We start from the raw sequence: 22,057 nt of genomic DNA on the forward strand, positions 1-22,057 counted from the left end.
GATGAAGCATCTTCTGCCCGAAGACTTCACACCGGATCCGGCGTGGTCGACCGCCGTGCCCGATTGGGAGGCGCGGATCCTCGAAGGCCGGTCACTGATCCCGGAGCTGCCGCTCTACGACGCGGTAGCGGAGAAGGCGCTGCGGATCTTCAAGCGGCTGCGCGTGCCGGATCTGATCGGCACGCCGACCTATGGCGAGGTCTGCGACGAGTGGACATTCGACTTGGTGCGAGTGGTCTTCGGAAGCTACGATCCAGAAACCAAGCAGCGGAAGATCCGCGAGTTCTTCCTGCTCGTCCCAAAGAAGAATGCGAAGTCCGCGATCGCCGCGGCGATCATCGTGACGGCCGCGATCCTCAATGAGCGCCCGCAGGCGGAACTCTTCCTGATCTCCTCGACGCAGCAGATCGCCAGCATCGCCTTTGATCAAGCCGCTGGGATCATTCGCCTTGATCCGGATCTCGACGACGTGTTCGACATCAAGGATCATATTAAGCAGATCATCCATCGGACGACCAAAGCCGTGCTGATGATCATCTCTGCCGACCTGAAAGTGGTGACCGGTTCGAAGGCGGCTTACGTGCTGATCGATGAACTCCACGAATTCGGAGCGACGGCCAAGGCGGCGAAGATCCTCCTCGAACTCCGCGGCGGTCTCAAATCCCGGCCCGAAGGGTTCCTGCTGATCATCACGACGCAGTCGAAGGACCGACCAACCGGGGAGTTTGAAAAGGAGCTGAACCTCGCCCGCGCGGTCCGCGACGGAGAGATCCAGCTGCCACGTCTCGCGGTGCTCTACGAGCTGCCTCGTGAAATGCAGGAAGAACAGGCCTGGCGCAATCCGGCGACCTGGCCGCTGGTCAACCCGAACCTCGGCCGGTCCATCCAGGCAGTCGATCTGGCCGACGATCTGCGGACCGCCGAGGAGAAGGGCCAAGAGGACGTCGCGCTCTTCGCAAGCCAGCATCTGAACGTTGAGATCGGGCTCGGGCTGAAGACCGGCCGATGGATCGGCGCAAACTATTGGCAGAAGCAGGCGCGCGAGGAGCTGTCGCTCGACGGGATCCTCGAGACGTCAGAGGTCTGTGTCGTCGGACTCGATGGCGGAGGCCTCGACGATCTCTTGGGAATCGGGGTGCTGGGGCGCCACGCGGAGACGCGCCTCTGGCAGCATTGGGGGAAAGCCTGGGCTGACCGAGAGATCCTCAAGCTCCGCAAGTCGATCGCGCCGGAACTGCAGGCCCTCGTTGACGAGGAGCAGCTGACGCTCGTCGACAATCTCGAAGAGGAGGCGATCCCGGAAATCGTCGCGCTCTGCATTCGTCTTCGAGACCTTGGGCTCCTGCCGGAGCAGAACGGGATCGGGATGGACCCGCAAGGCGTCGCCGCCATCGTCGATGCGCTCGTCGAAGCAGAGTTCGAGATCGAGGATATCCAAGCCATCGGCCAGGGCTACAAGCTCCATGCTGCGATCAAGTCGCTGCCGGTCCGGCTGAAGAACGGCACCGTCATTCATTGCGGCCAGCGCCTCATGACGTGGTGTGTCGAGAACGCGCGCACGGAGGCGCGCGGCAACGCGGTCATCGTGACCAAGGCGGAAAGCGGTACCGGCAAGATCGACCCGCTGATGGCGCTCTTCAATGCCTACCAGCTGATGAGCTGGAACCCACAGGCATCACGGCCAATGGACCTGACGGCGTTTCTCGACAACCCGGTGATGGCCATATGATCCGACTTCTAAAGGCTGCACTGCGCGGCGTGCGGATGGAGCTGGCCGCAGGTGAGAGCGGCTGGATCGCGCTGACCGGCGACGGAATGCTGAGCACGTCGGGACGGACGTCGAATGCGGGGCCGCGTGTCTCGGCTGAAAGCGTGATGCAGCTCTCTGCGGCATGGGCTTGCGTGCAAACAACAGCGCAGCTGATCGGCGCGCTGCCTGCCGCGATGTATCGGAAGGAGAACGACGGGACACGGGTCCAGATCGATGACAATCTCTCCGCGATCCTGCGTCGCCGCCCCAATACTGACCAGACCGGGTTGGAGTTCTGGGAGGGGATGAGTGCGCACATGCTGCTTCGCGGAAATGCGTGCGCCGAGCGACTGATGGTTGGCCGACGCCTCGTTGGTCTTCGACCGCTAATCAATGCCATGCCGAAGCGCCGTTCCGACGGTCGGTTCGATTATCCGTTTTACGATCGCGGCAAGCGCGAGGTTCTGCCGCCGGAGAAGGTCTTCCACCTGCGCGGTTTCGGTGCGGGCGATGGGCTCGGCTTGTCGGCGATCAAGTATGGCACCCAGAGCTTCGGATCCGCGCTGGCGGCAGACGAGACGGCATCGACGGTGTTCGGCGGGGGGATGATGGCGGCCGGCGTTTTGGAGGCGGCTCAAACACTCGCACCGGAGCAGCGTCAGCAGCTCGAGGGATACTTGAACCAATTCGTTGGGTCGAAGCGGGCTGGCAAGATCATGACCCTAGAGGCCGGTCTGAAGTATCAGCAGCTGCAGATGAACCCGGAAGACGCGCAGCTCCTCGAGACGCGGCGGTTTCACATCGAAGATATCTGCCGGTGGTTCGGCGTGCCGCCGATCATCATCGGTCATGCCGCCGAAGGGCAGACGATGTGGGGGACTGGGGTCGAGGCGATCATGCTGGCCTGGCTTACGACCGGGATCAATCCGCTTCTGCGGCGCATCGAGGCCCGGATCTGGCGCGACCTGATCCCCGCCGCGCGGAAGAACACCGATTACTACGAGGTCAATCGCGAGGCCATGCTTCAGATGGACAGCATCGCCAAGGGCGGGTTCCTGTCCAACATGACCACCTCGGGCATCATGTCGAAGGACGAAGCACGCGACAAACTGAACCTGCCGCGGCGTGGCGGCGCGGCGGACGAGCTGTTCGCGCAGACCGCGCTTGCCCCCCTGGAAGAGCTAATGAGAGGAGAGCGCTGATGGACAAGAATGATCTGCCGCGCGCGGACGTGACGCTGCGCCCTGGGCTGCGCAGCAACGTATCGGTCAAAGCGCTACAGAGGTGGAACCCGGATGTGCGTGCCGCCTCGGACGAGGTCGCCTCGATTTCGATCCTCGATGTGATCGGAGAGGATCCGTGGACCGGCGGCGGCGTGACGGCGCGGCGCATCGCGGCTGCTCTTCGTCAGATCGGCGATCAGGACGTCGTCGTCTCGATCAACAGCCCCGGCGGCGACTTCTTCGAGGGCCTCGCGATCTACAACCTGCTGCGCGAGCATACCGCCCGCGTCGAAGTGCATATCCTGAGCCTGGCCGCGTCGGCCGCATCCGTGATCGCTATGGCAGGCGACGAGGTTCGGATCGGCCGCGCCGCCTTCCTCATGCTGCACAATACGTGGGTTCTGGCGGCCGCGGACAAGGAAGGGTTCCGGGAGGTGGCCGACTGGCTGGAACCGTTCGATGCAGCAGCAACGGAGATCTACGCGGCGCGCAGTGGACGGACGTCCGATGAGATCGCCAAGATGATCAACGATGCGCCGAACCGCGACCTCTGGATCGGCGGACAGGCGGCGGTCGATCAAGGCTTCGCGGACGGGCTTCTGCCCTCGGATGCAGTGACGATCGAGGAAGAACAGCCCGAGGCCCGTGCGCTCCGGGCCGAGCGGATCTTCGATACGATCGCCGCCCAGTCCGGCCTTACAAGAACCGAAAATCGCGCTCTCCAGCGCGATCTGAAACAGGGCACGCGTGGCGCTGCCCCCGCCGGCAAGCAGGACGCTGCCGGGATCGAGATGGAGATCAGCGATCTCCTGAGCACCCTGAAAACCCTCTAAGAGGACAGAGACATGACCAAATTGATGATGCCAGCGATTTCGCTGGCAGCACTGGTCTCTGCGCGCCCGGACGCCGTCATCGGCAATCCTCGCGCCGAGATTGGAAATGTGGACCAACTGCTCAAGGACGTGAAAGCAGAGATCACACGCGTCGGCAGTGACGTCCGCAAGATCGCCGAGGATGCCCTGAAGCAGGCCAAGGACACCGGTGATCTAACGGCGGAAACAAAGGCGGAGGCGGACAAGCTGCTGACGCAGTATAACAGCCTGACCACCGCCCAGGCGGAACTCAAAGGGAAGATCGAAGCGCTCGAAAGCCGATCGCTCGAAGTCGAACAGCTTGTTGCACAAGGTGGCCGTCCAGGACAGGCGCGCGTCACTGCGGGGCAAGAGATCTCGGAGAGCGACGAACTCAAGGCCTATGTGCAGGGCGGTTGCTCGGGGTCCATCACGCTGCGTCCGTCCGCTGCGATCACCAGTGTGGATGGCTCGGGCGGTGGCCTGATCTGGCCGGACCAGGAGCAGGAGCCGGTAAATCTTCCCCGCCAGACCCTGCCGATCCGGTCGTTGCTCACTCAGGCGACAACGGAAACCAATGTAATCAACTATCCGCGGCAGGTATTGCGAACCAACGCCGCTGCGCCGACGGCGGAAGGCGCGCCTGCGCCTGAGTCCTCCTACGGCTGGAACAAGGCGGAGGTGACGGTCAAGAAGATCGCGCACGTCACACATGCGTCCGATGAGGCATTGGCCGATGCGGGACAGATGCAGTCCTTGATCGATAGCGAGCTGCGGTACGGACTCGATCTGGAGGAAGAACAGCAGATCCTCGCGGGCGACGGAGTTGGTGAGAACCTGGACGGCCTGCTGACCAATGCGACGGCCTTCTCCGCGGCGGCCGGACTGCCGAACGCGACGCGGATCGACCGGCTGCGGCTGGGGATCCTGCAGGTTGCTCTGGCCAACTACGCGGCCGACGCGATGGCGTTGCATCCGACGGATTGGGCGGCGATCGAGCTGCTCAAGGACACCCAGAACCGCTACATTTTCGGCGATCCGAACGCGATGGCCGGGCCGCGACTCTGGAGCCTGCCTGTGGTTCCCGCGCTGTCGATGACGGTCAACGAGTGGCTCGTCGGTGCTTTCCGGATGGCTGCGACCTACTACGACCGCCAGCAGACCGAGGTTCTCATCTCTTCGGAGCACGGGACCAACTTCGTCGATGGCATGAAGACCATGAAGGGGGTCAAGCGCGCCGCGCTGGCAGTCAAACGTCCCGCCGCCCTCATCACGGGCAACTTCACCTTCGTCTGATCACCCCACCAGCGCAGGGCCTCTGGCCCTGTGCCCGATCCATGGAGACACACATGCTGTTGAAACTGAACCGCTCGCAAAAGACCGAACTCGGGCTCCTCCGCTCGGGTGTGGCTTACAAGTTCGATCCGCGCGATCCGCGGCATGACGAGGTCGCCGAGCGCCTACTTGAGAAGAAGTTCGCGGAGAAGACCACGAACAAGAAGCTCGCGGCCGAGGCGGTCGAACTGGAAGCACAGGCGGCGGAAGGCGAGGGCAATGAGGGCGAGGGCGAAGGCGATGGTACCGGCGGTGACGGCGGGTCGTCGCAGGAACCTGACGGCCAGGGGTCTGAGCCGACCGAATGACGCGCGTCAGCCTCGAAAGCGTCAAGCGCGGGCTTCCCGGGTTCCCGGTCGATTTCGCGGATGATGACGCGAAGCTCACCGATCTCATCGAAGCGGCAGAGGCACACATCGCCGACTATCTGCGCCGCGATCTCGATGCAGACTGGCCGGTCGACCTGCCCGCGCCGATCGCACAATCCGTCCGTCTGCTGGTCGGCCTTTGGTATGACCATGGCGGACTACCGGAGTTCGAGGCGGACGGCCACGTTCCGGCGACGGTCAAGACGCTCCTCGCTTCCTACCGGGATCTGAGCTGATGGCGATGCAGACACGGCGTCTTATCGTTCCCGTCGCCTTCGACGCAGGGGTGAAGGTTCCCGACGGTTATGGCGGCGATGAGGTGTCGTGGCAGGAAGCGTTCCGCACCCGCGCCGAGTTCCGGTATGAGAGCGGGCGTGAATCCGTCGATGGCGGCGGTCTGACTGGCACTGCGGTTTTCAAGGTGCGGATCCGCACGCAAGTCTCTGCGGAAGGCCTCACAATGGATCACCGGATGCGGGATCTGATCCGGGGGATCGCCTTCAACATTCGCGAGATCGATCGAGTGACTGACCGGCTGTTTATCTGGCTGGTCGTGGAAAAGGGAGTTGCCCTCTGATGGCGACCCCCTCGGAGGATCTGCAGAAGGCCGTCTTCGAGGCGCTCCTGGCCGACGCAGCCGTCGCCGCCGTGGTCGGCGGCAACATCTTCGATCAGCACCCGGACCCGTCCAACGACGCGCTCTATCCGGCAATCACGTTCGGCCCGGCCGATTTCGTCCCGGAAGAGATGGATTGCATCGACGGCCGCGCGGATACGCTCCAGATCGACGCTTGGGCGCGGGAGGGAAAGCGCCTGCGTCCGGCAAAGGCGCTCGCGGACAAGGTCTACGCCGCGCTCCACCGGGCGCCGCTCAACCTCGAAACCCACGCCCTTGCCGAGATCGCGATCAGCGGCGTCCGCTCTTTCATGGATCCCGACGGGCTGACCGGCCATGGCATCGTGACGATCACGGCGCTGATCGAGGAGCGGTAATGGTTCAAGGTCTCAAGAAGTTCGAGCGGCGCTGGAAGGCGATCCCGCAACGGGTGCGCATCGAGTTGCGGTCTATGATGGAAAAGACCGCCGATGCGATCGTCGAGGACATGTATGATTTCGCGCCGCAGGACACCGGAGATCTGGCGGGGTCGATCGCCTGGACCTGGGGAGATGCACCGGCGGGAACGATGACGCTCGGCACCGTCGCCGGTGGAGACGATCCCGATCTGCGGATCACGATCTATGCGGGCGGTGACGATCAGTTCTACGCCCGATTCCAGGAGTTCGGGACCGTGCACATGCCGGCGAACCCATTCTTCTATCCGACCTGGCGCGTCTGGCGCCGCCGGGTTCGGACCCGGATGCGTGCCGCCATTCGGCGAGGCACACGAGCCGCTTAACCACACCAACCAAGTCAGGAGAGATCAGATGAAGATCCGCATGTTGCGGGACGATGAAGTGCGCGTGAAGCCCGCGGTCGTCCGCGTCTACCACGAGGGGCAGGAGTACTCCGTCCCGAAAGCGATCGGAGAGCCGTTCGTCGAACGCGGCTCCGCCGAGCTGATCCAATCCGATACGAAGGAGGCCTGACATGGCAGCTCCAGAACTCACTGGCAGCTTTCTGATTCTGCTTGGCGATGGCGGAAGCCCTGAGACTTTCGGGTTTCCTTGTGGGGCCAATGCGCGCTCCGTCTCGCTCACGACGAACACTGGCGAGGAGGCCCTCCTCGATTGCGATGACCCGCTCGGCTTACCGTCGGCAGTCTATCGGTGGATTGAAAGCGCCGACACCGGCGTCAGCATCTCGGGGCGGACAGCTGTCCAATTCTTCCCACAATGGCGCATGTGGGCGGACCAGCCAGATGGGAGCCGAAACATCCGCATCGAAGCGCTGAACACGGTGCAACTCGGCGGCGGCTCTTGGGCTCTGCCTGCCATCCTCTCTGATCTCGAATTTGCGAGCGAAGGCAAGGGCACAATGACCTTCAACGCGACAATCCAAGGGGCCGGACCGCGCGTCTGGACGGGCGCTGTCTGATGGAGCCGCTCCGACAAGAATGGGCCGGAGCCGAGCGGCGGTTCTTCCTGCCGCTCGGCTGCGTCCTGGATCTCGAAGAGGCCTGCGGCAAGGTTGGTATCGGTGAAATCTTCCTGCGCGTGTCGCGGCAGACCTACTTTGCGAATGACCTCTATCAGATCATCAAGCAAGGTCTGATCGGCGGCGGCATGGAGCCAGACGAGGCGAAGCGGCTTGTCGATCAGCGGTTCGATGTGCGGCCCTATACCGATCACATCGCGCTTGCGATGGAGATCCTGCTCGCGCGTGTGGCAGGGATGCAGTCGACGGAAAGCAGCGGCACTGGCGATCCCGCGCAACCGATGGACAAGGGCAAGATCCTGCACAGCCTTGTCTCGCTGGGACTCAGCACCGAGGAGATCCGCGCAATGCGCTACGACGATTTCGTCGCGATCTGCGAGGCAGCCGGGACGAAGGCAGAGGATGCGCCGTCCGAAGAGGAATACGCCGCGATGCTGGCGGCGTGGGAGGCGCGCCAAGGTACGGTGCAGGATTCCGGTGAGCCCACATGACCCGCGACAATGTCGATCGGTTGATCGTCCAGATGGAGGCCACCCTCCGGAAGTTCGAGAAGCAGATGGAGCAAGGCCGAAAGGTCGGAACGAAGACGGCGGTCGATATCGAACGCCGCATGGGCAAGATGGACCGCAACATCCAAGGGATCACGGCGCGGGTCGCGAAGAACCTAAAAGGAGCTTTCGCCGTCGGCGCGATCACGGCGGGACTGACGACGCTGACCCGAAACGTTCAGACTGCGATCCGCAGTATGGCCCAACTCGGGGCCGAGGCGGAGCGGGCCGGGCTCGGCGTCGAAGAGTTCCAAGAATGGGCGTTCGTCGCCCAACAGAACCGGATCGGGATCGATGCGCTCGTGGACTCGATGAAGGAGCTGAACCTGCGGGCCGACGAATTCATCGTGACCGGCAAAGGACCGGCCGCGGAGGCCTTCCAGCGGATCGGCTTCAGTGCGGCGGAATTGTCCCGGGCGCTTGAGGATCCGTCCGAGCTGATGCTCGAGGTGATCGCACGGATGCAGCACCTTGAGAATGCCGCCCAGATCCGCGTTGCCGATGAGCTTTTCGGTGGCACTGGCGGCGAGCAGTTTGTGCAACTGCTCGATGAGGGGGCGAACGGCATCCGGCGCCTGAAGCAAGAAGCGCGGGAAGCGGGTGCTGTCTTGGATGCCGAATTGATCGAGAAAGCCGAAGAGCTCGATCGAAAGTACGCGGAGCTGACAACGCGTATGTCGACTTTCTTCAAGCGGATGGTCGTGAATGCGGCAGATGCCCTTGAATACAGTGACGGTATCATCGAGCGGCAGGATCGTATGATCCAGCAGATCGAACAGATCGATCGTATGGGTGGCGATGGCATCAGCTTAGCTGACGATCCGGAAAAGCTACGCACCGCGGCAGGTGCAGCCGAGGAACTGGCAAACTCATACGAGCAGATCCAGGCTAGTGCGCAAGCTCTCGCGAGCGCCTTGTCTGAGTCAGGCTTTGATCTTGGTGAGGGAGGTATGATCGACGCAGGCATGGCTGCGATCGATCTCAGCGGCGAGCTGACGAATCTCACGCGAGCCTTTCAGCGTGGTCAAATCAGTGCCGACGATTTTGAAGCACAACTGATTGATCTCGTCAGCCGTGCGGACGAAGTAGTGGCGGGTCTTGGTTCGATAGACGGTGTCGACCTCAGCGCGGTCACCGGTCAGGTTGGCAGCCTGCAGGGCGCGCTGCAGGCGCTTGCACAACAGGCGCAGGGTGCCGCTGAGGCGATGCTTGGCATTCCCGGTGCTGGATCGACAGAGCCGCGCGTCTATAGCGGCCGTGGCGGCGATCCTCGCTTACAGGGCGGCAGCTTCACCGACTGGCGTTCGCGCACTGCGACCCCGCAAGCGCCCTCCCGCAGCATTCGACCGCGATCTGCCCCGCAGGATATCGATTTCGGTACCCCTGCACCGGCCTCTGCTGGCTCTGGAGGCGGCGGTCGGTCCAGCGCTGCCGAGCTCACAGACTACCAGAAACTCGTCAAGGACACGCGCGAGGAGATCAAGCGACTGGAAGCGGAGGCGGTGGCCCTGCTCGCCGTGGCAGAGACGGGACAGACTTATGGCGACGCCGTCGACTACGCCCGTCGCAAGGCCGAGCTGCTTTACGAGGCACAGGCTGCGGGACGTCAGCTGACACCTGAGCTTCGCGAGGAAATCGACCAACTCGCACAGGCCTATGTCGATGCCGGGGATAAGGCCGAGAAAGCCGCGCAGCAGTTGCAGGATATGGAAGAGAACGCCCGGCGTGGCGCCGATCGAATGGCCGATCTCTTCCTCTCAATTCGCGATGGCTCCTTGACTGCGATGGATGCCCTCGAAAGCCTGCTTCTGGAGCTGACGCGGGTGCAGCTGCAGAAGCAGCTGCTGGCCGCTGCTGATGCGGCGGGCGGCACAGGCCTTGGCCAAGTCTTCTCGGCGCTTGGCGGGCTGCTCGGTCCCGGCCGCGCGACAGGCGGTCCCGTCCGGGCTGGTGTGCCCTATCCCGTCAACGAAAACACGCCGCGTTCCGAGGTCATGGTGCCGAGCCATTCCGGGGCTATTCTGAACGTCTCCCAGGCAAAGGATGCCCTTCGCCGCGGCGCGGGCGGTGAAACGAACGTGACCGTGCGGACCACCCACGTGATCGAAAACCGCTCATCCCAGGTGGGTGTGAAGCGGAAGCGCGGCCCCGATGGAAACATGCGCACCATCGTCTTCGATCTCATGGACCAATATGTCGCTTCCGGGCGCGGGGATCGGGCGATGTCGCAGCGCTTCGGCAACCGTCCCCAGCCCCGATAGTCAGAGATCATGCCCACTTGGCCTGCCACGGTTCCCTGCCGTTTCCGCGTTCCTTCGCTCACGGAAACCGGTCCGATCGGGAACCTGATCGAAACGCCGACTTCCGCCGGACCGTCGAAGAAGCGTCGCCGCTTCACCGCTGCCATCCGGCAGATCGAATTCACGACCGGACAGCTGACCCTCGCACAGGCCGACACCTTTGAGGCGTGGTTTGAGAACGACCTCGCCGATGGCGCACTGAGCTTCGACATGAAGCATCCCCGCACACGCGACCTTCGGCGGTGGCAGTTCTCCGTCGGTGCCCAGAAATACGCGATCGCCCACCTGTCGGGGTCGCTCTACTCGATCTCCTTCACGCTGGATCTTCTCCCGTGACCCTGACCCCTGTCGCCCGCCAATCGATCGATGCCAGCGAGACGGCCGAGGTCTGGCTCGTGCTCGTCGATCTCAGCCATCCGGACTGGACGGAAGACATTCACCTCGTCCACAATACCGAGCCGATCGTCTCGAACGGGATCACCTATCAGCCTTACCCGCTCTCGATCGTCTTCCCGGAGCGCGGCACGGAGGACGGGATCCCGTTCGTGGGGTTCGCCGCCGACAACGCCTCGCTCGACGTGCTGAGCGAGCTGCGGTCGGCGCAAGGTCCGATCACCGTCGATCTCTGCCACATCATCGCCTCGGATCCCGATACGCGGATCAGCCCGCTGATCGGTCTGGAGTTCCGGGTCTTCGCCTATGACGTCCAGACCATCTCCGGGCAGATCGTCGCCTCATCGGTGCGCGAGGCGGCGGCCAGCGCGATCGAGCTGACCCCTAGCAGGTTTCCGGCGCTCTTCTGATGTGGACCGACGATTACATCGGCTGGCCCTTCCTCGAAGGGGGGCGGAGCCGTGCGGGAATCGACTGCCTCGGTCTCTACTTGTTGCTGAGCCGGGAGCGCCTGGGGCGGGAGATCCCGGATCTGGCCTGCACCCGCGCGGAGGCGGTGCGCCATCGCCTCGCCGAAGCGCAGCGCGCGGCGTGGCAGCGGATAGCTCCTGGCGCTGTCCGTGAGGGCGATCTCGTGATGATGCGCGCCGCCGGGCATCTCGCGCACGTTGGATACGCCATCGATCCCGAGTGGATGCTCCACATCGAAAGCGCCATTGGCTCCCGCCTGGAACGCTATGACCTGCACCCGACCGCCTCGCGCGTCGAAGGGATCTACCGCTATGGCGCAGCGTGTCGATGACACTTGATGTAGAGGCGCGCCAAGCCTCGCCGATCACGGCGGCTGTCTCGGCGCATCCCGTCCTCCGGCCTGAGCCGCTCGTGCGCTATCTCGAAGGCATCACGCTGGCGGAGATGGCGGACCGCGCCGGAATTGAACGGGGCCATTGGGCGGCCTATCGGGCGACGATCACGGTGGGCGATGGCAGCTGGGAGGTGCCATCCCAGCATTGGACCGCGACCAGGCCCCATGGCGGGGCAATCGTGGAAATCGTCCCGATCATCCAAGGCCCGGCCGTTGCGGCCATTGGCTCCGCCCTGATCACTTCTCTGGCGCCGTCGATTGCAAGTGCCGTGCTGGGTGCCGGTGCCAGCACGCTCGCTCTATCGCTGGCAACCGCCGCCATCAGCATTGTCGCGACGCTGGCGATCAATGCTCTGATCCAGCCGCCGACGCCGGATATCGGTGACACTTCACCGTTCTACGGCGTGGGTGCGCCGCGCAATCAGCGTGAGAAATACGTCCCGGTCAACTTCCCGGTCGGACGCCATCTGTCCTATCCGCAGCCCGCGGCCTCGGGTTATGCCGAGACCCGCGACGATCGGGTCGTCTATCACGGCCTCTTCGTCCTCGGCTACGGGCCGCTTGGCGTGTCACAACCTCGGTTTGGAACCAATGACCTGAGTGATTTCGAGGACGTCTCCCTCGAATTCCGCAATATCGACGAAGCCTACACCGCGCCGCACATGACCGGGATCGATGTGGTCGGCTACCGAGGTCCGACCGAGCAGATGACGCTCTATCCGGGCAACATCTCTCAGGACGACTACAACGTTAAATTTGAAGAGATCACTCCGACGGAAAGCCTGTGGATCCAGCGGACGACGCGGGTCGATACGATCCGCGCCTCGCTGGTCATCCACTTTCCCCAGGGCCTCTTCAAATCGACCCGGGAAGGCGAAGATCGGTCACGCGAGAGAAACTTCGAATTCGAGTATCGGCTTGCCGGAACGACCACCTGGATCGCCGAGCCGAGGCTCTTCATCAAACGGCGGCGTCGAACTGCCTTCACCATCGAGAAAGAGATCGAGTTTCCGGCGCCCGGTGAATACGAGGTCCGAGCCCGCGTCAACAAGGACAGCGACAACGATAGCGTCTACGATGACGCGTTCCTGATCGCGATCCGCTCGGAGCGGGCCGGGGATCTGCCGCTCAATCCGGAGCTGGCGATGGTGGCGATCCGGATCCGGGCGAGCAAGCAGCTGAATGGCGGCATCGACCGCCTGAACTTCATGCTCCAGCAGTTCGCCCGGCAATGGGATGGAACGCAGCTGACGGACTATCAGCCAGTGAACCATCCCGCTTGGTCCTATTCGGATGCCCTGATTGGCAAGAGTGCTGGTGAGAAAGCAATCAGCGAGGATCTGATTGATTGGCCAAGCCTGAAGGCTTGGCAGGACAACGAGCCGCACTGGCGCTGCGATCTGCTTGTCCGCGGCAAGCAACAGGTCCAGCAACTGCTGCGGACGATCTGCGCCGCAGGCCGGGCAAGGGACACGTTCTACGGCACGTCCTCCGGGGTGGTCCGCGAGACGGCGGGCAACCCGGTCGAAGCCCTGCTCACGCCGCGCAACAGCTTCGGGTTCAAGGCAGAGCATCGGAAGGTGGAAGAGTTCCACGCAATTCGCGTGAAGGCACTCTCCGAACGCTTGGAGTGGGAGCAGGACGAGATCATCGTCTACCGCGACGGCTGGGATTTCGCGACGGCCTCGAAGTTCCTGGAACTGACCTTGACCGGCATCGTCATCGGCAAGAACGACGAGAACCTCGATAACCTCTACCGGCTGGCCCGCTACTTCATGGCCGAGCTGCTGCTGCGGCCGGAGACAGTCCAGGTCAGCGTTGACCTCACCCATCTGGCCCTCCAGCTCGGGTCGAAGATCCGCTTCCAGCATGACGTCCGGCTGAACGGTGTCGGATCCGGCCGGATCCGGGAAATCGTCAGCGGCACCGGCACGACCGCCATCACGCTGGATGAACGGATCGAGACGCCGCCCGATAGCTACCGCTTGTCGGTCTGGAACAGCGTCAACGAGCTGACGACGACCACCGCGACCCAGGATGCGGTCGACCCAGCCGTCTGGATCACCGACACCGATATCGACGCCTCGATCGCGTTGGACGATCTCGTCATCATCGAGCGCACGACCGATGCGGAGCGGGATCTGATCGTCACGCGGATCGAACCTCAGGAAGAGGACCGGGCAGTTCTCTACTGCGTTGATGCGGCCCCCGAGATCCTGACCGCTGACCAGGGCGCAATCCCGCCCTACGATCCCGGCATCAACACCGACCTGCTGTCCCAGCAGGACGGCCCAGCCTTGCCGGAGATCCTCGGCCTGCGCTCCGATCTGGGCTCCGCGCTGATCCCGCGCGCCAACACAACACCGCTTCCGCGGATCGGGATCGCGACCCGGCCGCCGCGCGCGTTGCTCGGCCAGGCCGTCTTCGTCCAGATGCGGTGGCGCGAAGAGGATGATGCCAACTGGACGATATCTGCTGCCGCGCCCTACGCGCCGGAGGTCTTTTCCGACCCGGTCGAAGAAGGCGCACGCTACGAGGCGGAGATCCAGTTCCTCGACAGCGAGGGTCGCAGCCGGGGTTATGTGCCCGCAGGCTTCGTCACCGCTAGCGTCTCGCCGGCCTTCATCTTCGCGCCGGCAGGATGGATTGCCGAACCGGGGATCGACACGATCAAGCTCTCGGGCAATGCGTCGACCAACGAGGATTTCGCGGAGTTCCGGGTCTACGGGCTGGTCGCCGACGGCCAGCCGGAAGTCTTCGTGGCCGACAGCCGCGACACGGTGATCGTCGTGCGTCCTGACCCGGCGCAGGGCTTCACCGGCTATGTGGTCCGCGAGGCGATGAACACGGGCGCCCTGAGCGCGCCGACAGCCTTCCTTCCGGCGGTTCCGGCGGGCGTCGACACAACCGACCTGACGGCGGTGCTTAATCAGCGCCTCATCGACGCGGAAGACGATGCCGCGCAGGCCTTGGGTGATATCGAGAGCATCGAGCAAGGGCTCAACGATATTCAGTATCTCGCTGCGGTCACGACGCCTGAGGGAAAGATCGCTGCACTGAAGATCGGCACGTTCCTCGATCCGAACGGTACCGGCGGCGCCGCGCTGACCTTCGACGGCAGCATCCTCGCAACGGGGACGGTCGGCGCGCGCGCCTTCGTCGTCTCCGATTTCTCCGGCAATCTCGCCTACGACAACCCGTTCTTCACGGGGGACCGGTCGATATGGGGCGGATCGTCAAACTACACCCTGGAGCCCAGAACACCCGGAAGTGATTTTCCAACCCCGTTTGTAATGAACGTCCCAGCACCACCAGTTGGCACAAATTTTGGTGCTACGATTTCCGATCGATACCCGGTTGAGTTTGGGACAAGTTACCACGTTTCCTTCGACGTCTTGGCAGAGCCAACCGCTCGCATTGGGGTCCGTGCCCGTTTTACCGACGAGAACGGCGATTTCACGGGGGCGGCATTCATCAGGATGCTCGATCCGTCTCCCCCGTCTCCGACAAGCTGGACACGCCATCAGGACACGTTCAGTGTCTTCACTGGCTCTGCCGTGGAGATGCAGTTTCAGATCTTCCGGCAGGATATCTCAGGAGACACCCAAGACGCCAAGATAACGAACGTTGTTGTTCGAAAGCAGGCGAGCGCATCGACCGTCATTCTACCGGACTCGGTCACCACTGATCTGGTCAACACGCAGGACTTCTTCGCCGCAGGCGTCGGTGTCTTCGGTGGCGCCCTGCAATCCGCCAATCTCGATAAGTCTGTGTCGAACCCTCTTGGCTATCAGCTTAATCAGGACGGCAGCGCTTTCTTCGGATCAGATGTCGAAATCCGTGGCGCGCTGAGGCGATCGTCATTCATCAACGGCGAATTGCAGACGATCCTGCCGAACCCCGAGGACGTCCGTGTTCTGCGTCAGACCGTCATTGGTTTTCAATTCGATCTGCCTGGCTTTATCGAGATCTGGCTAATTGGCGCCGGAGCCAGCGGCGGCGCAGCACACGGAAACTCGGCTGCCAGAGCGACGGGTGGAGGTGCTGGCGGAGCCGTTCGGGCATTCCTTGAGATCGCCGACACCAGCGACCTCTATAACATCACATTGGGCCTTGGCGGGGCTGGGGTCACCGCGCCAAACCAAGGCACATCCACGGGCGGCTTCGACGGCGGCGATAGCACATTCATTGGGCCTGGGCTCGATCTCTTCGCTGCGGGCGGCAAGAGAGGTCGGGCGCTCATCGATGACAAGACAAGCAATGTTCCGAATGGTCTGGGGGGAACCGCCTCTGGAGGCTTCGCGGCATTTAAGGGCGGAGATGGCGGTCAGATCTCGACATCGGTGACGAACGACGCCGCAGCAAGCGGCGGCGGGTCGATCAATGCCGGATTGCTGGAAGGTATCCCTGACGCCCCGGACTTTCTAGTCAACACGCCTGGTGACGCGGATGTCGAATACGAAAGCGAGGGTGGGTTCCCACTGATCCAAAACATCCGTGAGATGAAGCTCTCGCCATTTCCTCCGATGTACTACGACGACACGAATTGGACTGGCTCTGACGGTCGGTCAAGGAGGCGCGGAAGCGGAACGCTGGGCATCACGGGAAGACCGAGACCTTACGGGTCGGGCACGGGTGGGACCGCTCTGAGTAACTCAAACAGCAACTCCGAAGACGCGGTTTCCGGTGATGCTGGGAATGCGGTCGCCTTCATCTATTACCACACAGGGAGGCCGATTTGATGCCAATGTACGAACTCCGCGACGCGCAGGGCGAGGTGGCTAACCGGGTCATCTGTTCGCACGAGGATGCGGCCGGACTGGCGCCGGTCGGCGGTGAGGCGATCCTTCTGAACGAGCACAACGAGCGTGCGTCGCAAGCCATGCTCCGACTGCGCCGCGAGCGGGATTCTCTTCTCGATGCGAGCGATTGGATCGAGTTTTGCCCGGAAATGCCGGCCGACGAACGGATCTCGTGGCGCTGCTACCGGCAGCACCTTCGGGATCTGCCGGAGACAGTAGCGGATCCTCACGTGCCGGTCTGGCCTGAGCGCTATACCGGACGGCCGCAGGACACAGTGACGCTCGCGATTTGGCGGAAGGTGGCTTGCGCCTATCGGTGGCAGTTCGAACAGGCGTTGGATTTCATTCCAGCCCCTGACGGCACCGCCGCGGAAGGAGCAACGCTCGGGGATCTCCTCGCTGTCCTTCTGCCCGCCGAGCCTCAGCTCGCTCGCGCGCTCGACAAGATCACAGTCTTCGAACGGCTACACACAGACATGAGCAACTTCGCCGCAGCAACCAGCATGGATGACGACGGCATGGATCTTCTGTTCAGCTTGGCGATCGCAATCGAGGCCGGGCACATTGCGGACGCTGCTGCCGCGACAACGTTTGTTGCCGATTGGACAGGGGTAGAGGTGGCATGACGGACGGCGAGCGGAAGTTGCTGCAAGAGGTCCATAGCCAGATGGGTGAGGTGCGCGACGAAATGGCCGCGCTCATGCGCGACCTCTATGGCGTGCCGGACGGCTCGCCTTCCGACGTGCGCCCCCTGATCCACGAGATCCGCATCGTCGTGCGCGCCTATCAGCGGGCGTCCTGGGTGACGCGGCTGCTGATCTGGGTCTTGCCGACCATCGCGGGCCTCGGCGTCGCGATCCGCGAGATCGGCAAATGGTTCGGCATGAGGGGACCATGATGCGGTTCTTCAAACGCTCAGATTGGGATGGCAAGGACTTCGCCGCGGCGGCCGTCACGGCGATCACGCTGTTCTACCTGGCCTCGCCGCTCACGCCATTCATGCAGGTGCAGCATGTCGTTGTGGCGTTCCCGGAGGTGTCCTTGACGCGCACCGTCACGCTGCCCATGCGGATGCACTACACCGACGAAGTCGAGACGATCGACGGCCGCTTGATAGACGAGTGCTATCGGGCCGGGACGGGCTTTTACGAATGGCGCGGCGATCAGCCGGTGATCTTCGAACTGGCCTGCCATGCGCTGCCGCCGGGCAGCTACATCTACACCGCCTGCTGGACGCCTGCGATCCTCGACTGGATCATGCGGCCCAGCTGCTACGAGCCCGTGCCGTTCGAGGTGCCGCCGGTCGACCCGGTGAGCTGACCCCACACCAACGCGAAACCACCCAACCGGCCCCCTTAGCGGGGCCTTTTTTGTGAGGAGACTGACGATGAAGGCGACTATCGAGCGGGCGCGGCCGCTGATCAATGTGATCTACCGCCACGAAAGCCGCGGGGACTACAACGTCGTGTGGGGCCGGATCCGGCCAGAGCATCGGCCTAAGCGGCCTCTGACGTCGATGACGATCGGCGAAGTGCTCGACTGGCAGGACAGCATCGATCCGCTCTACATGAGCGAGGCGGCCGGGGCCGGACAGTTCCTCGAGGACACGCTCCGGGACATCTACGACGACGCCGGGTTCGATCGAAACGATCTCTTCAATGAGGAAGCGCAGGACGCGCTCGTCCTGTTCCTGCTCAGGCGCCGCGGCTTCCAACGCTTCCTGAACGGCAGGCTGAGCACGGAGGCCTTTGCCAACAACCTCGCGAAGGAATGGGCATCGCTGCCGGTGGTGACAGGCGCCAAGAAGGGCCGCAGCTATTATGCCGGCGACGGCCTCAACAAGGCCCATGCGGGCGTCGACGAGATTCTGCACGCGATCGGGCTGACCAAGCAGCCGCTGGATACGCGGATCGTCGCGCCGAAGGAGGTGGAAGACCTGGTCGCGACCTCCGACAAGTCGCCGCTTGAAAGCACCACCAATCTCGCCGCGATGGTCTCCGCCCTCGTGACGGCCGTCGCGACGGCGGCGGGCAGCATCAGCGACGCCGTGGACGGCTTGCCGCTGCCTGTCGCGATCGGGGCGATTGTGATCAGCGCAGGTGCGGCCGTCTGGATCGTGCGCGAGCGGAGCCAGAAGGCGGCGCTGGCGCGGGCCGCAAGGTCATGAGCGACCTGATTGCCACGATCATCGCCCTGATCGTCGCGGTTGCCGGAGCGGTCTTCTATGGCCGCTCCGAGCGACGGAAGGGCAGGAAGGAAGGCCTCGCAGAGGCCGAGAAGAAGGACCAGGAAAATGCCAAAGATATCGCTGATCGCGTGCGCGATGATCGTGCCGATCCTGACCGGCTGCGACCATTCGAGGGCCACGGCTACCGCGACTGAGGCCGAGCTGTGCCGGGTGTGGGGGGAAAGCCTTCCAACCCGATCGCGGGCGGATACGGCGCAGACACAGCAGGAAATCGGGGAGGTCTACGCGGATTTCGCAGCGGCGTGTGCTGGTGGAGTTGCTCTGATCCCAGAGTAGGGCTTGTCGCTACAAGACCAATCTATCTGTATTGCTGAGTCGATTAATGTCAGATCCGGCGCGCAATCGGAGATAGGGCAGCGCGAAGTGTCCGAGGCATGAGCCGATGCATGAAGACTTGCGCTCTCCAATCCCGCTTGGCCGTTTGAACGAATGCTGCCTGCATAAGATCCGCCGTCTGTCTACTCCGCGGTGGCTGGAACCCGGGCACGGTTTCCAATAGCCAATCGGCCAGATCCGGAGCGAGGTCTTGGCCCAACGCAATGAGATCGGTGATGTTCGGGATAGTCGAAGGCGGTGGGGGCTCGTCTCCGAAATCTGCAATGCCCAACCGTTCCGAAATCCATTCAATGTCGGTCGTGTTGTCTTCTATCACTTGATCGATCGCAGGCCCTTCGAAGCCCCAACGGCTGATCTGGCCGAAGCGGTGGATGCGCTGCGCAAACCGTATTAGTTGAAGTTGTCCGACGCCCGATTTCGTCTGCTCGCCATCGGGGCGGGCTGTCTGCCAAACGGCAAGTGCTGCCGCGGATTCGAGCGTACCTGCCTCGTTGGCCTGCGGCTGGCGGGCTAGCTTCTTTCGCTGTGCGCCTATTCGTTCACAAACGTCGGTCAGCAGGTCGCCTCCGACCAGATCGGCGGTCCGAAACGGGACCAGTTCGACCGCGTCGTTCCCAAATACCGCGTCCCATCTCTCGAACCGTTCGCGATAGTGTGGTCGGAGTTTGGCTAGATCCTCGGGCGGTGAGTACTGCTTAAGCCGCTCTTGGAGAACGCTGCGAATGTAAGAACGCGGCGACCGGATATAAGCGAGGACGTGCACCGAACGACAGTGAAGGAGTAGGCGGTCTCGGATCGCGGAGATTACGTCACGATCGGGCCAGATGGACAGATTCTCATAGCTGATAAAGGCCGAACGGTCGGATCGCCCCATCAGACGATCGAAAGTCGATGCGGCCTCTTCGAGCACTTCTGGGTGATTAGAAAAGGTTGCTACGTCGCGGGGTCGTCGGAAGGTCCGGTCGAGAACCGCGTGGAGAGTGGTGTCGTCCCTCGGCCGAATGAACTCGATGTTCCGATCCCGGTAAGTCTGAAACGCTCGTTGAATGGACGTGCTGCCGGCCTTGTTCATGCCAATATGCAGGTGGCAGACGGGCCTCAATCTCTCGCCTCCTAAACTCAGTTCGGGCGGCAGTATTGCATGGTTCCTGGGTCGGGTAAAAGACCATCTCTCTGGGAGATCTAGGACGGTTGGGGCGTCGCTGCCAAGGTAGCTCTACGACTCTTCGATCGTGCAGACCACGTCCCGCAAGCTAGTACCTACTCCCAAAACACCACTCACGGTCGACACTACGGATGCACTTTTGACGCGCAATCGGTGTTCCCGAAACTGAAATGGAGCTTCCCGATTGAAGTTCTCATTTCCTCGGATCTCGGTCGCATAGAGGTTGCCCTGGCTCATTTCGACACGCGGCGCGATCATCTTCCCGACGACGTGACCATGTTGCGTAATGGCATCTGGATCTGTCTGTGTGGCCGGAGCCTCAAGTGCCTGGCTAGCCAGTTTCTCCTCCAGCCCTGCAATCTGCTCGTCTTTGTACTTCAGGCGCTCTCTAAGCGTCTCCTCACGTCCTGACTGAAACCATACGTGAGCTCTGTATCCGATCGTCCCGCTTAGAAGCACCAGCAAGAGGACGGCAAATGGAGCCTCCTCGACGACTGACCAGCTCTCTCTCAGGATCGAAACGATGGAATCCATGCGCTTACCTTAGAGCTTCTGGTTTGAGTTTTGTCAAAGAACAGCGCAGTATTAGAGGGGTCTTTGATCGACCCGTCGTTGTCTAAGACAGCCGTGTGTCCGCACCTGCAGAAGACGTGGATCTGGTTCTCAGATCGTTGCGTCATCGCCCTCACCATCCTCTTTACCGAATTCGAGTGTTCGCACTATGTTCCCGTCGTGACATATGAACCAGTGCAGATCGGTCTCAAGTTCGAAGTTCGGGTAGAGCACCTGACCGCGCGCGATGCGCTGATCTCCACCTGCCGACAATGCCACAAGCGCTTCACAGTGGCGCCGCACGTTCTCTTTGCCCGCTATCACCCAGGCCGCCGTCTCATTGATGTCTGCAAGGAAATGCGATGTCGGCGCTGCGGCAACGCCGGTGATTTCAGCTGGTACGTGGTTCGTGCTAAAGGACCGGAGTTCCCTCGGATCGCGTAACGAGTTCTGTCGTGTGCAACCTTTATTCCAACACCCTGCCCCACGACGTCATGCGGTCGCTCTTCGACGTCGAGCCCGCCGATAGCCAGCTCGGCAACATGGCAGCGCTTCCAGCGATTTTCCCCAAGCATGAGGCACCGATCATCGCGATCAACCGGGACGGCCGCCGCGCCCTGATCCGCGCGAAATGGGGATTCCTGACCCAGCCCAAGCGATCCAAGCGCACCGGCGACTGGCTGTCTCCGCCTGCCTGGAACAACGCGCGCGACGACAAACTCACCGTCTCAAACCTTTGGCGGCGGAGCTTTGAAAACCGCCGGTGTCTGATCCCAGCCTCAGCATATGCCGAGAGCACCGGCAGCAAGCCCGCGACCTATCACTGGCTCGCCGCACCTGACGTTGACGGCTTCGCGATCGCGGGACTCTGGACGAAGCAGACCGGCACCTTCGGCGCGATCGACGTGGATCAGATTTCCTTCACGATGGTGACCACAACGCCGAACGCGGTCGCCGTCGAGTACCATCACCGGATGCCGCTTGTGTTACAGCCTGAGGATCATGAGCTTTGGCTGCGGGGCGATCCTGGGGAAGCTAGACCGCTCGTTCGGCAGCCATCCGATAACGCAGTCGAAGTGGTCGCGTCCGGGGAGCGGATGCTCCAATTGAGCCGCTGATGAATTTTGCAACCGACTTGTAAGTCATTGTTTTACAAAGGCCGACAATCGGGAGATTTGCAAAAGAAGTCCTTTGAAATCAATGGCGAAAGCTGTCCCCTACGGGCT

26 protein-coding genes are annotated in these 22,057 nt (G+C 62.6%); 24 read left to right on the forward strand and 2 right to left on the reverse strand.

Annotated features, from left to right (window positions below; translation table 11 throughout):
• Window position 1: 1 nt before the first annotated feature.
• From AADZ90_RS21330 to AADZ90_RS21435, 22 genes are all read left to right on the forward strand, one after another.
• A complete protein-coding gene (locus tag AADZ90_RS21330; RefSeq protein WP_367311078.1) occupies window positions 2–1,729 on the forward strand; it encodes a terminase large subunit in 1,728 nt (575 codons plus the stop codon).
• Window positions 1,726–2,952, forward strand: coding sequence for a phage portal protein (locus AADZ90_RS21335; RefSeq protein WP_367311077.1), 1,227 nt, complete (start codon window positions 1,726–1,728; stop codon window positions 2,950–2,952). Before AADZ90_RS21330 ends, AADZ90_RS21335 begins: the two co-directional genes overlap by 4 nt.
• Window positions 2,952–3,806, forward strand: a complete 855-nt coding sequence (locus AADZ90_RS21340; protein WP_367311076.1) for a head maturation protease, ClpP-related — start codon at window positions 2,952–2,954, stop codon at window positions 3,804–3,806. Before AADZ90_RS21335 ends, AADZ90_RS21340 begins: the two co-directional genes overlap by 1 nt.
• Window positions 3,807–3,818: 12 nt before the next feature.
• Complete coding sequence (locus AADZ90_RS21345) at window positions 3,819–5,120, forward strand: phage major capsid protein (RefSeq protein WP_367311075.1); 1,302 nt, start codon at window positions 3,819–3,821, stop codon at window positions 5,118–5,120.
• Window positions 5,121–5,173: 53 nt separating this feature from the next.
• Window positions 5,174–5,467: a hypothetical protein gene (locus tag AADZ90_RS21350; protein ID WP_367311074.1), complete on the forward strand. Its 294-nt coding sequence runs from the start codon at window positions 5,174–5,176 to the stop codon at window positions 5,465–5,467.
• Complete coding sequence (locus tag AADZ90_RS21355) at window positions 5,464–5,763, forward strand: head-tail connector protein (protein ID WP_367311073.1); 300 nt, start codon at window positions 5,464–5,466, stop codon at window positions 5,761–5,763. Before AADZ90_RS21350 ends, AADZ90_RS21355 begins: the two co-directional genes overlap by 4 nt.
• The gene (locus tag AADZ90_RS21360) at window positions 5,763–6,104 is read left to right on the forward strand and encodes a phage head completion protein (protein ID WP_367311072.1); all 342 of its coding nucleotides are present in this window, start codon (window positions 5,763–5,765) and stop codon (window positions 6,102–6,104) included. Before AADZ90_RS21355 ends, AADZ90_RS21360 begins: the two co-directional genes overlap by 1 nt.
• The gene (locus AADZ90_RS21365) at window positions 6,104–6,520 is read left to right on the forward strand and encodes a DUF3168 domain-containing protein (RefSeq protein WP_367311071.1); all 417 of its coding nucleotides are present in this window, start codon (window positions 6,104–6,106) and stop codon (window positions 6,518–6,520) included. Before AADZ90_RS21360 ends, AADZ90_RS21365 begins: the two co-directional genes overlap by 1 nt.
• On the forward strand, window positions 6,520–6,924 hold the full coding sequence (locus AADZ90_RS21370) for an HK97-gp10 family putative phage morphogenesis protein (RefSeq protein ID WP_367311070.1): 405 nt from the start codon (window positions 6,520–6,522) through the stop codon (window positions 6,922–6,924). The genes AADZ90_RS21365 and AADZ90_RS21370 overlap by 1 nt, the downstream gene beginning before the upstream one ends.
• Window positions 6,925–6,952: 28 nt before the next feature.
• A complete protein-coding gene (locus AADZ90_RS21375) occupies window positions 6,953–7,114 on the forward strand; it encodes a hypothetical protein (RefSeq protein WP_367311069.1) in 162 nt (53 codons plus the stop codon).
• Between the two features lies 1 nt (window position 7,115).
• Window positions 7,116–7,562, forward strand: coding sequence for a phage tail tube protein (locus tag AADZ90_RS21380; protein WP_367311068.1), 447 nt, complete (start codon window positions 7,116–7,118; stop codon window positions 7,560–7,562).
• Window positions 7,562–8,113 carry a gene transfer agent family protein gene (locus AADZ90_RS21385; protein WP_367311067.1) on the forward strand — a complete coding sequence of 184 codons (552 nt, stop codon included), beginning with the start codon at window positions 7,562–7,564 and terminating at the stop codon, window positions 8,111–8,113. Before AADZ90_RS21380 ends, AADZ90_RS21385 begins: the two co-directional genes overlap by 1 nt.
• Window positions 8,110–10,431, forward strand: a complete 2,322-nt coding sequence (locus AADZ90_RS21390; protein WP_367311066.1) for a hypothetical protein — start codon at window positions 8,110–8,112, stop codon at window positions 10,429–10,431. The genes AADZ90_RS21385 and AADZ90_RS21390 overlap by 4 nt, the downstream gene beginning before the upstream one ends.
• Window positions 10,432–10,440: 9 nt before the next feature.
• Complete coding sequence (locus AADZ90_RS21395; RefSeq protein ID WP_367311065.1) at window positions 10,441–10,806, forward strand: hypothetical protein; 366 nt, start codon at window positions 10,441–10,443, stop codon at window positions 10,804–10,806.
• Entirely contained in the window at window positions 10,803–11,273 is a 471-nt protein-coding gene (locus tag AADZ90_RS21400) for a DUF1833 family protein (protein WP_367311064.1), read from the forward strand. The genes AADZ90_RS21395 and AADZ90_RS21400 overlap by 4 nt, the downstream gene beginning before the upstream one ends.
• Window positions 11,273–11,665 (forward strand): NlpC/P60 family protein, encoded by a 393-nt coding sequence (locus AADZ90_RS21405; RefSeq protein ID WP_367311063.1) that lies wholly within the window; start codon window positions 11,273–11,275, stop codon window positions 11,663–11,665. The genes AADZ90_RS21400 and AADZ90_RS21405 overlap by 1 nt, the downstream gene beginning before the upstream one ends.
• The gene (locus AADZ90_RS21410; protein WP_367311062.1) at window positions 11,662–16,470 is read left to right on the forward strand and encodes a glycine-rich domain-containing protein; all 4,809 of its coding nucleotides are present in this window, start codon (window positions 11,662–11,664) and stop codon (window positions 16,468–16,470) included. Before AADZ90_RS21405 ends, AADZ90_RS21410 begins: the two co-directional genes overlap by 4 nt.
• Entirely contained in the window at window positions 16,470–17,156 is a 687-nt protein-coding gene (locus AADZ90_RS21415) for a phage tail assembly chaperone (protein WP_367311061.1), read from the forward strand. The genes AADZ90_RS21410 and AADZ90_RS21415 overlap by 1 nt, the downstream gene beginning before the upstream one ends.
• Entirely contained in the window at window positions 17,153–17,428 is a 276-nt protein-coding gene (locus AADZ90_RS21420) for a CPSF domain-containing protein (protein WP_367311060.1), read from the forward strand. The genes AADZ90_RS21415 and AADZ90_RS21420 overlap by 4 nt, the downstream gene beginning before the upstream one ends.
• Window positions 17,425–17,850, forward strand: coding sequence for a hypothetical protein (locus AADZ90_RS21425; RefSeq protein WP_411997145.1), 426 nt, complete (start codon window positions 17,425–17,427; stop codon window positions 17,848–17,850). The genes AADZ90_RS21420 and AADZ90_RS21425 overlap by 4 nt, the downstream gene beginning before the upstream one ends.
• 67 nt (window positions 17,851–17,917) lie before the next feature.
• The gene (locus tag AADZ90_RS21430) at window positions 17,918–18,697 is read left to right on the forward strand and encodes a hypothetical protein (protein ID WP_367311058.1); all 780 of its coding nucleotides are present in this window, start codon (window positions 17,918–17,920) and stop codon (window positions 18,695–18,697) included.
• Complete coding sequence (locus tag AADZ90_RS21435) at window positions 18,694–18,912, forward strand: hypothetical protein (RefSeq protein ID WP_367311057.1); 219 nt, start codon at window positions 18,694–18,696, stop codon at window positions 18,910–18,912. The genes AADZ90_RS21430 and AADZ90_RS21435 overlap by 4 nt, the downstream gene beginning before the upstream one ends.
• Window positions 18,913–19,103: 191 nt before the next feature.
• Here the strand turns inward: AADZ90_RS21435 and AADZ90_RS21440 are convergent, their stop codons facing one another.
• On the reverse strand, window positions 19,104–20,186 hold the full coding sequence (locus AADZ90_RS21440; RefSeq protein WP_367311055.1) for a hypothetical protein: 1,083 nt from the start codon (window positions 20,184–20,186) through the stop codon (window positions 19,104–19,106).
• Between the two features lie 144 nt (window positions 20,187–20,330).
• Complete coding sequence (locus AADZ90_RS21445; RefSeq protein WP_367311054.1) at window positions 20,331–20,813, reverse strand: hypothetical protein; 483 nt, start codon at window positions 20,811–20,813, stop codon at window positions 20,331–20,333.
• A 63-nt stretch (window positions 20,814–20,876) separates the two neighbouring features.
• On the opposite strand from AADZ90_RS21445, the gene AADZ90_RS21450 reads away from it, so the two are divergent.
• Together AADZ90_RS21450 and AADZ90_RS21455 are read left to right on the forward strand one after the other, a co-directional pair.
• Window positions 20,877–21,275, forward strand: a complete 399-nt coding sequence (locus tag AADZ90_RS21450) for a hypothetical protein (RefSeq protein ID WP_367311053.1) — start codon at window positions 20,877–20,879, stop codon at window positions 21,273–21,275.
• Between the two features lie 11 nt (window positions 21,276–21,286).
• Window positions 21,287–21,949, forward strand: a complete 663-nt coding sequence (locus tag AADZ90_RS21455) for an SOS response-associated peptidase (protein ID WP_367311052.1) — start codon at window positions 21,287–21,289, stop codon at window positions 21,947–21,949.
• The last annotated feature ends 108 nt before the right edge of the window (window positions 21,950–22,057 follow it).

The organism is Aestuariibius violaceus (assembly GCF_040779325.2).
Lineage (GTDB): Bacteria > Pseudomonadota > Alphaproteobacteria > Rhodobacterales > Rhodobacteraceae > Aestuariibius > Aestuariibius violaceus.

Excerpts from the sequence above, each read along its gene's own strand:
- AADZ90_RS21415 (WP_367311061.1), top strand. The coding sequence starts at position 16,470 with ATGCCAATGTACGAACTCCGCGACGCGCAGGGCGAGGTGGCTAACCGG.
- AADZ90_RS21350 (WP_367311074.1), top strand. The coding sequence starts at position 5,174 with ATGCTGTTGAAACTGAACCGCTCGCAAAAGACCGAACTCGGGCTCCTC.
- AADZ90_RS21410 (WP_367311062.1), top strand. The coding sequence starts at position 11,662 with ATGACACTTGATGTAGAGGCGCGCCAAGCCTCGCCGATCACGGCGGCT.
- AADZ90_RS21435 (WP_367311057.1), top strand. The coding sequence starts at position 18,694 with ATGAGCGACCTGATTGCCACGATCATCGCCCTGATCGTCGCGGTTGCC.
- AADZ90_RS21360 (WP_367311072.1), top strand. The coding sequence starts at position 5,763 with ATGGCGATGCAGACACGGCGTCTTATCGTTCCCGTCGCCTTCGACGCA.
- AADZ90_RS21395 (WP_367311065.1), top strand. The coding sequence starts at position 10,441 with ATGCCCACTTGGCCTGCCACGGTTCCCTGCCGTTTCCGCGTTCCTTCG.
- AADZ90_RS21340 (WP_367311076.1), top strand. The coding sequence starts at position 2,952 with ATGGACAAGAATGATCTGCCGCGCGCGGACGTGACGCTGCGCCCTGGG.
- AADZ90_RS21375 (WP_367311069.1), top strand. The coding sequence starts at position 6,953 with ATGAAGATCCGCATGTTGCGGGACGATGAAGTGCGCGTGAAGCCCGCG.
- AADZ90_RS21370 (WP_367311070.1), top strand. The coding sequence starts at position 6,520 with ATGGTTCAAGGTCTCAAGAAGTTCGAGCGGCGCTGGAAGGCGATCCCG.
- AADZ90_RS21355 (WP_367311073.1), top strand. The coding sequence starts at position 5,464 with ATGACGCGCGTCAGCCTCGAAAGCGTCAAGCGCGGGCTTCCCGGGTTC.
- AADZ90_RS21425 (WP_411997145.1), top strand. The coding sequence starts at position 17,425 with ATGATGCGGTTCTTCAAACGCTCAGATTGGGATGGCAAGGACTTCGCC.
- AADZ90_RS21420 (WP_367311060.1), top strand. The coding sequence starts at position 17,153 with ATGACGGACGGCGAGCGGAAGTTGCTGCAAGAGGTCCATAGCCAGATG.
- AADZ90_RS21365 (WP_367311071.1), top strand. The coding sequence starts at position 6,104 with ATGGCGACCCCCTCGGAGGATCTGCAGAAGGCCGTCTTCGAGGCGCTC.
- AADZ90_RS21445 (WP_367311054.1), bottom strand. The coding sequence starts at position 20,813 with ATGGATTCCATCGTTTCGATCCTGAGAGAGAGCTGGTCAGTCGTCGAG.
- AADZ90_RS21380 (WP_367311068.1), top strand. The coding sequence starts at position 7,116 with ATGGCAGCTCCAGAACTCACTGGCAGCTTTCTGATTCTGCTTGGCGAT.
- AADZ90_RS21430 (WP_367311058.1), top strand. The coding sequence starts at position 17,918 with ATGAAGGCGACTATCGAGCGGGCGCGGCCGCTGATCAATGTGATCTAC.
- AADZ90_RS21440 (WP_367311055.1), bottom strand. The coding sequence starts at position 20,186 with ATGAACAAGGCCGGCAGCACGTCCATTCAACGAGCGTTTCAGACTTAC.
- AADZ90_RS21335 (WP_367311077.1), top strand. The coding sequence starts at position 1,726 with ATGATCCGACTTCTAAAGGCTGCACTGCGCGGCGTGCGGATGGAGCTG.
- AADZ90_RS21385 (WP_367311067.1), top strand. The coding sequence starts at position 7,562 with ATGGAGCCGCTCCGACAAGAATGGGCCGGAGCCGAGCGGCGGTTCTTC.
- AADZ90_RS21405 (WP_367311063.1), top strand. The coding sequence starts at position 11,273 with ATGTGGACCGACGATTACATCGGCTGGCCCTTCCTCGAAGGGGGGCGG.
- AADZ90_RS21390 (WP_367311066.1), top strand. The coding sequence starts at position 8,110 with ATGACCCGCGACAATGTCGATCGGTTGATCGTCCAGATGGAGGCCACC.
- AADZ90_RS21345 (WP_367311075.1), top strand. The coding sequence starts at position 3,819 with ATGACCAAATTGATGATGCCAGCGATTTCGCTGGCAGCACTGGTCTCT.
- AADZ90_RS21330 (WP_367311078.1), top strand. The coding sequence starts at position 2 with ATGAAGCATCTTCTGCCCGAAGACTTCACACCGGATCCGGCGTGGTCG.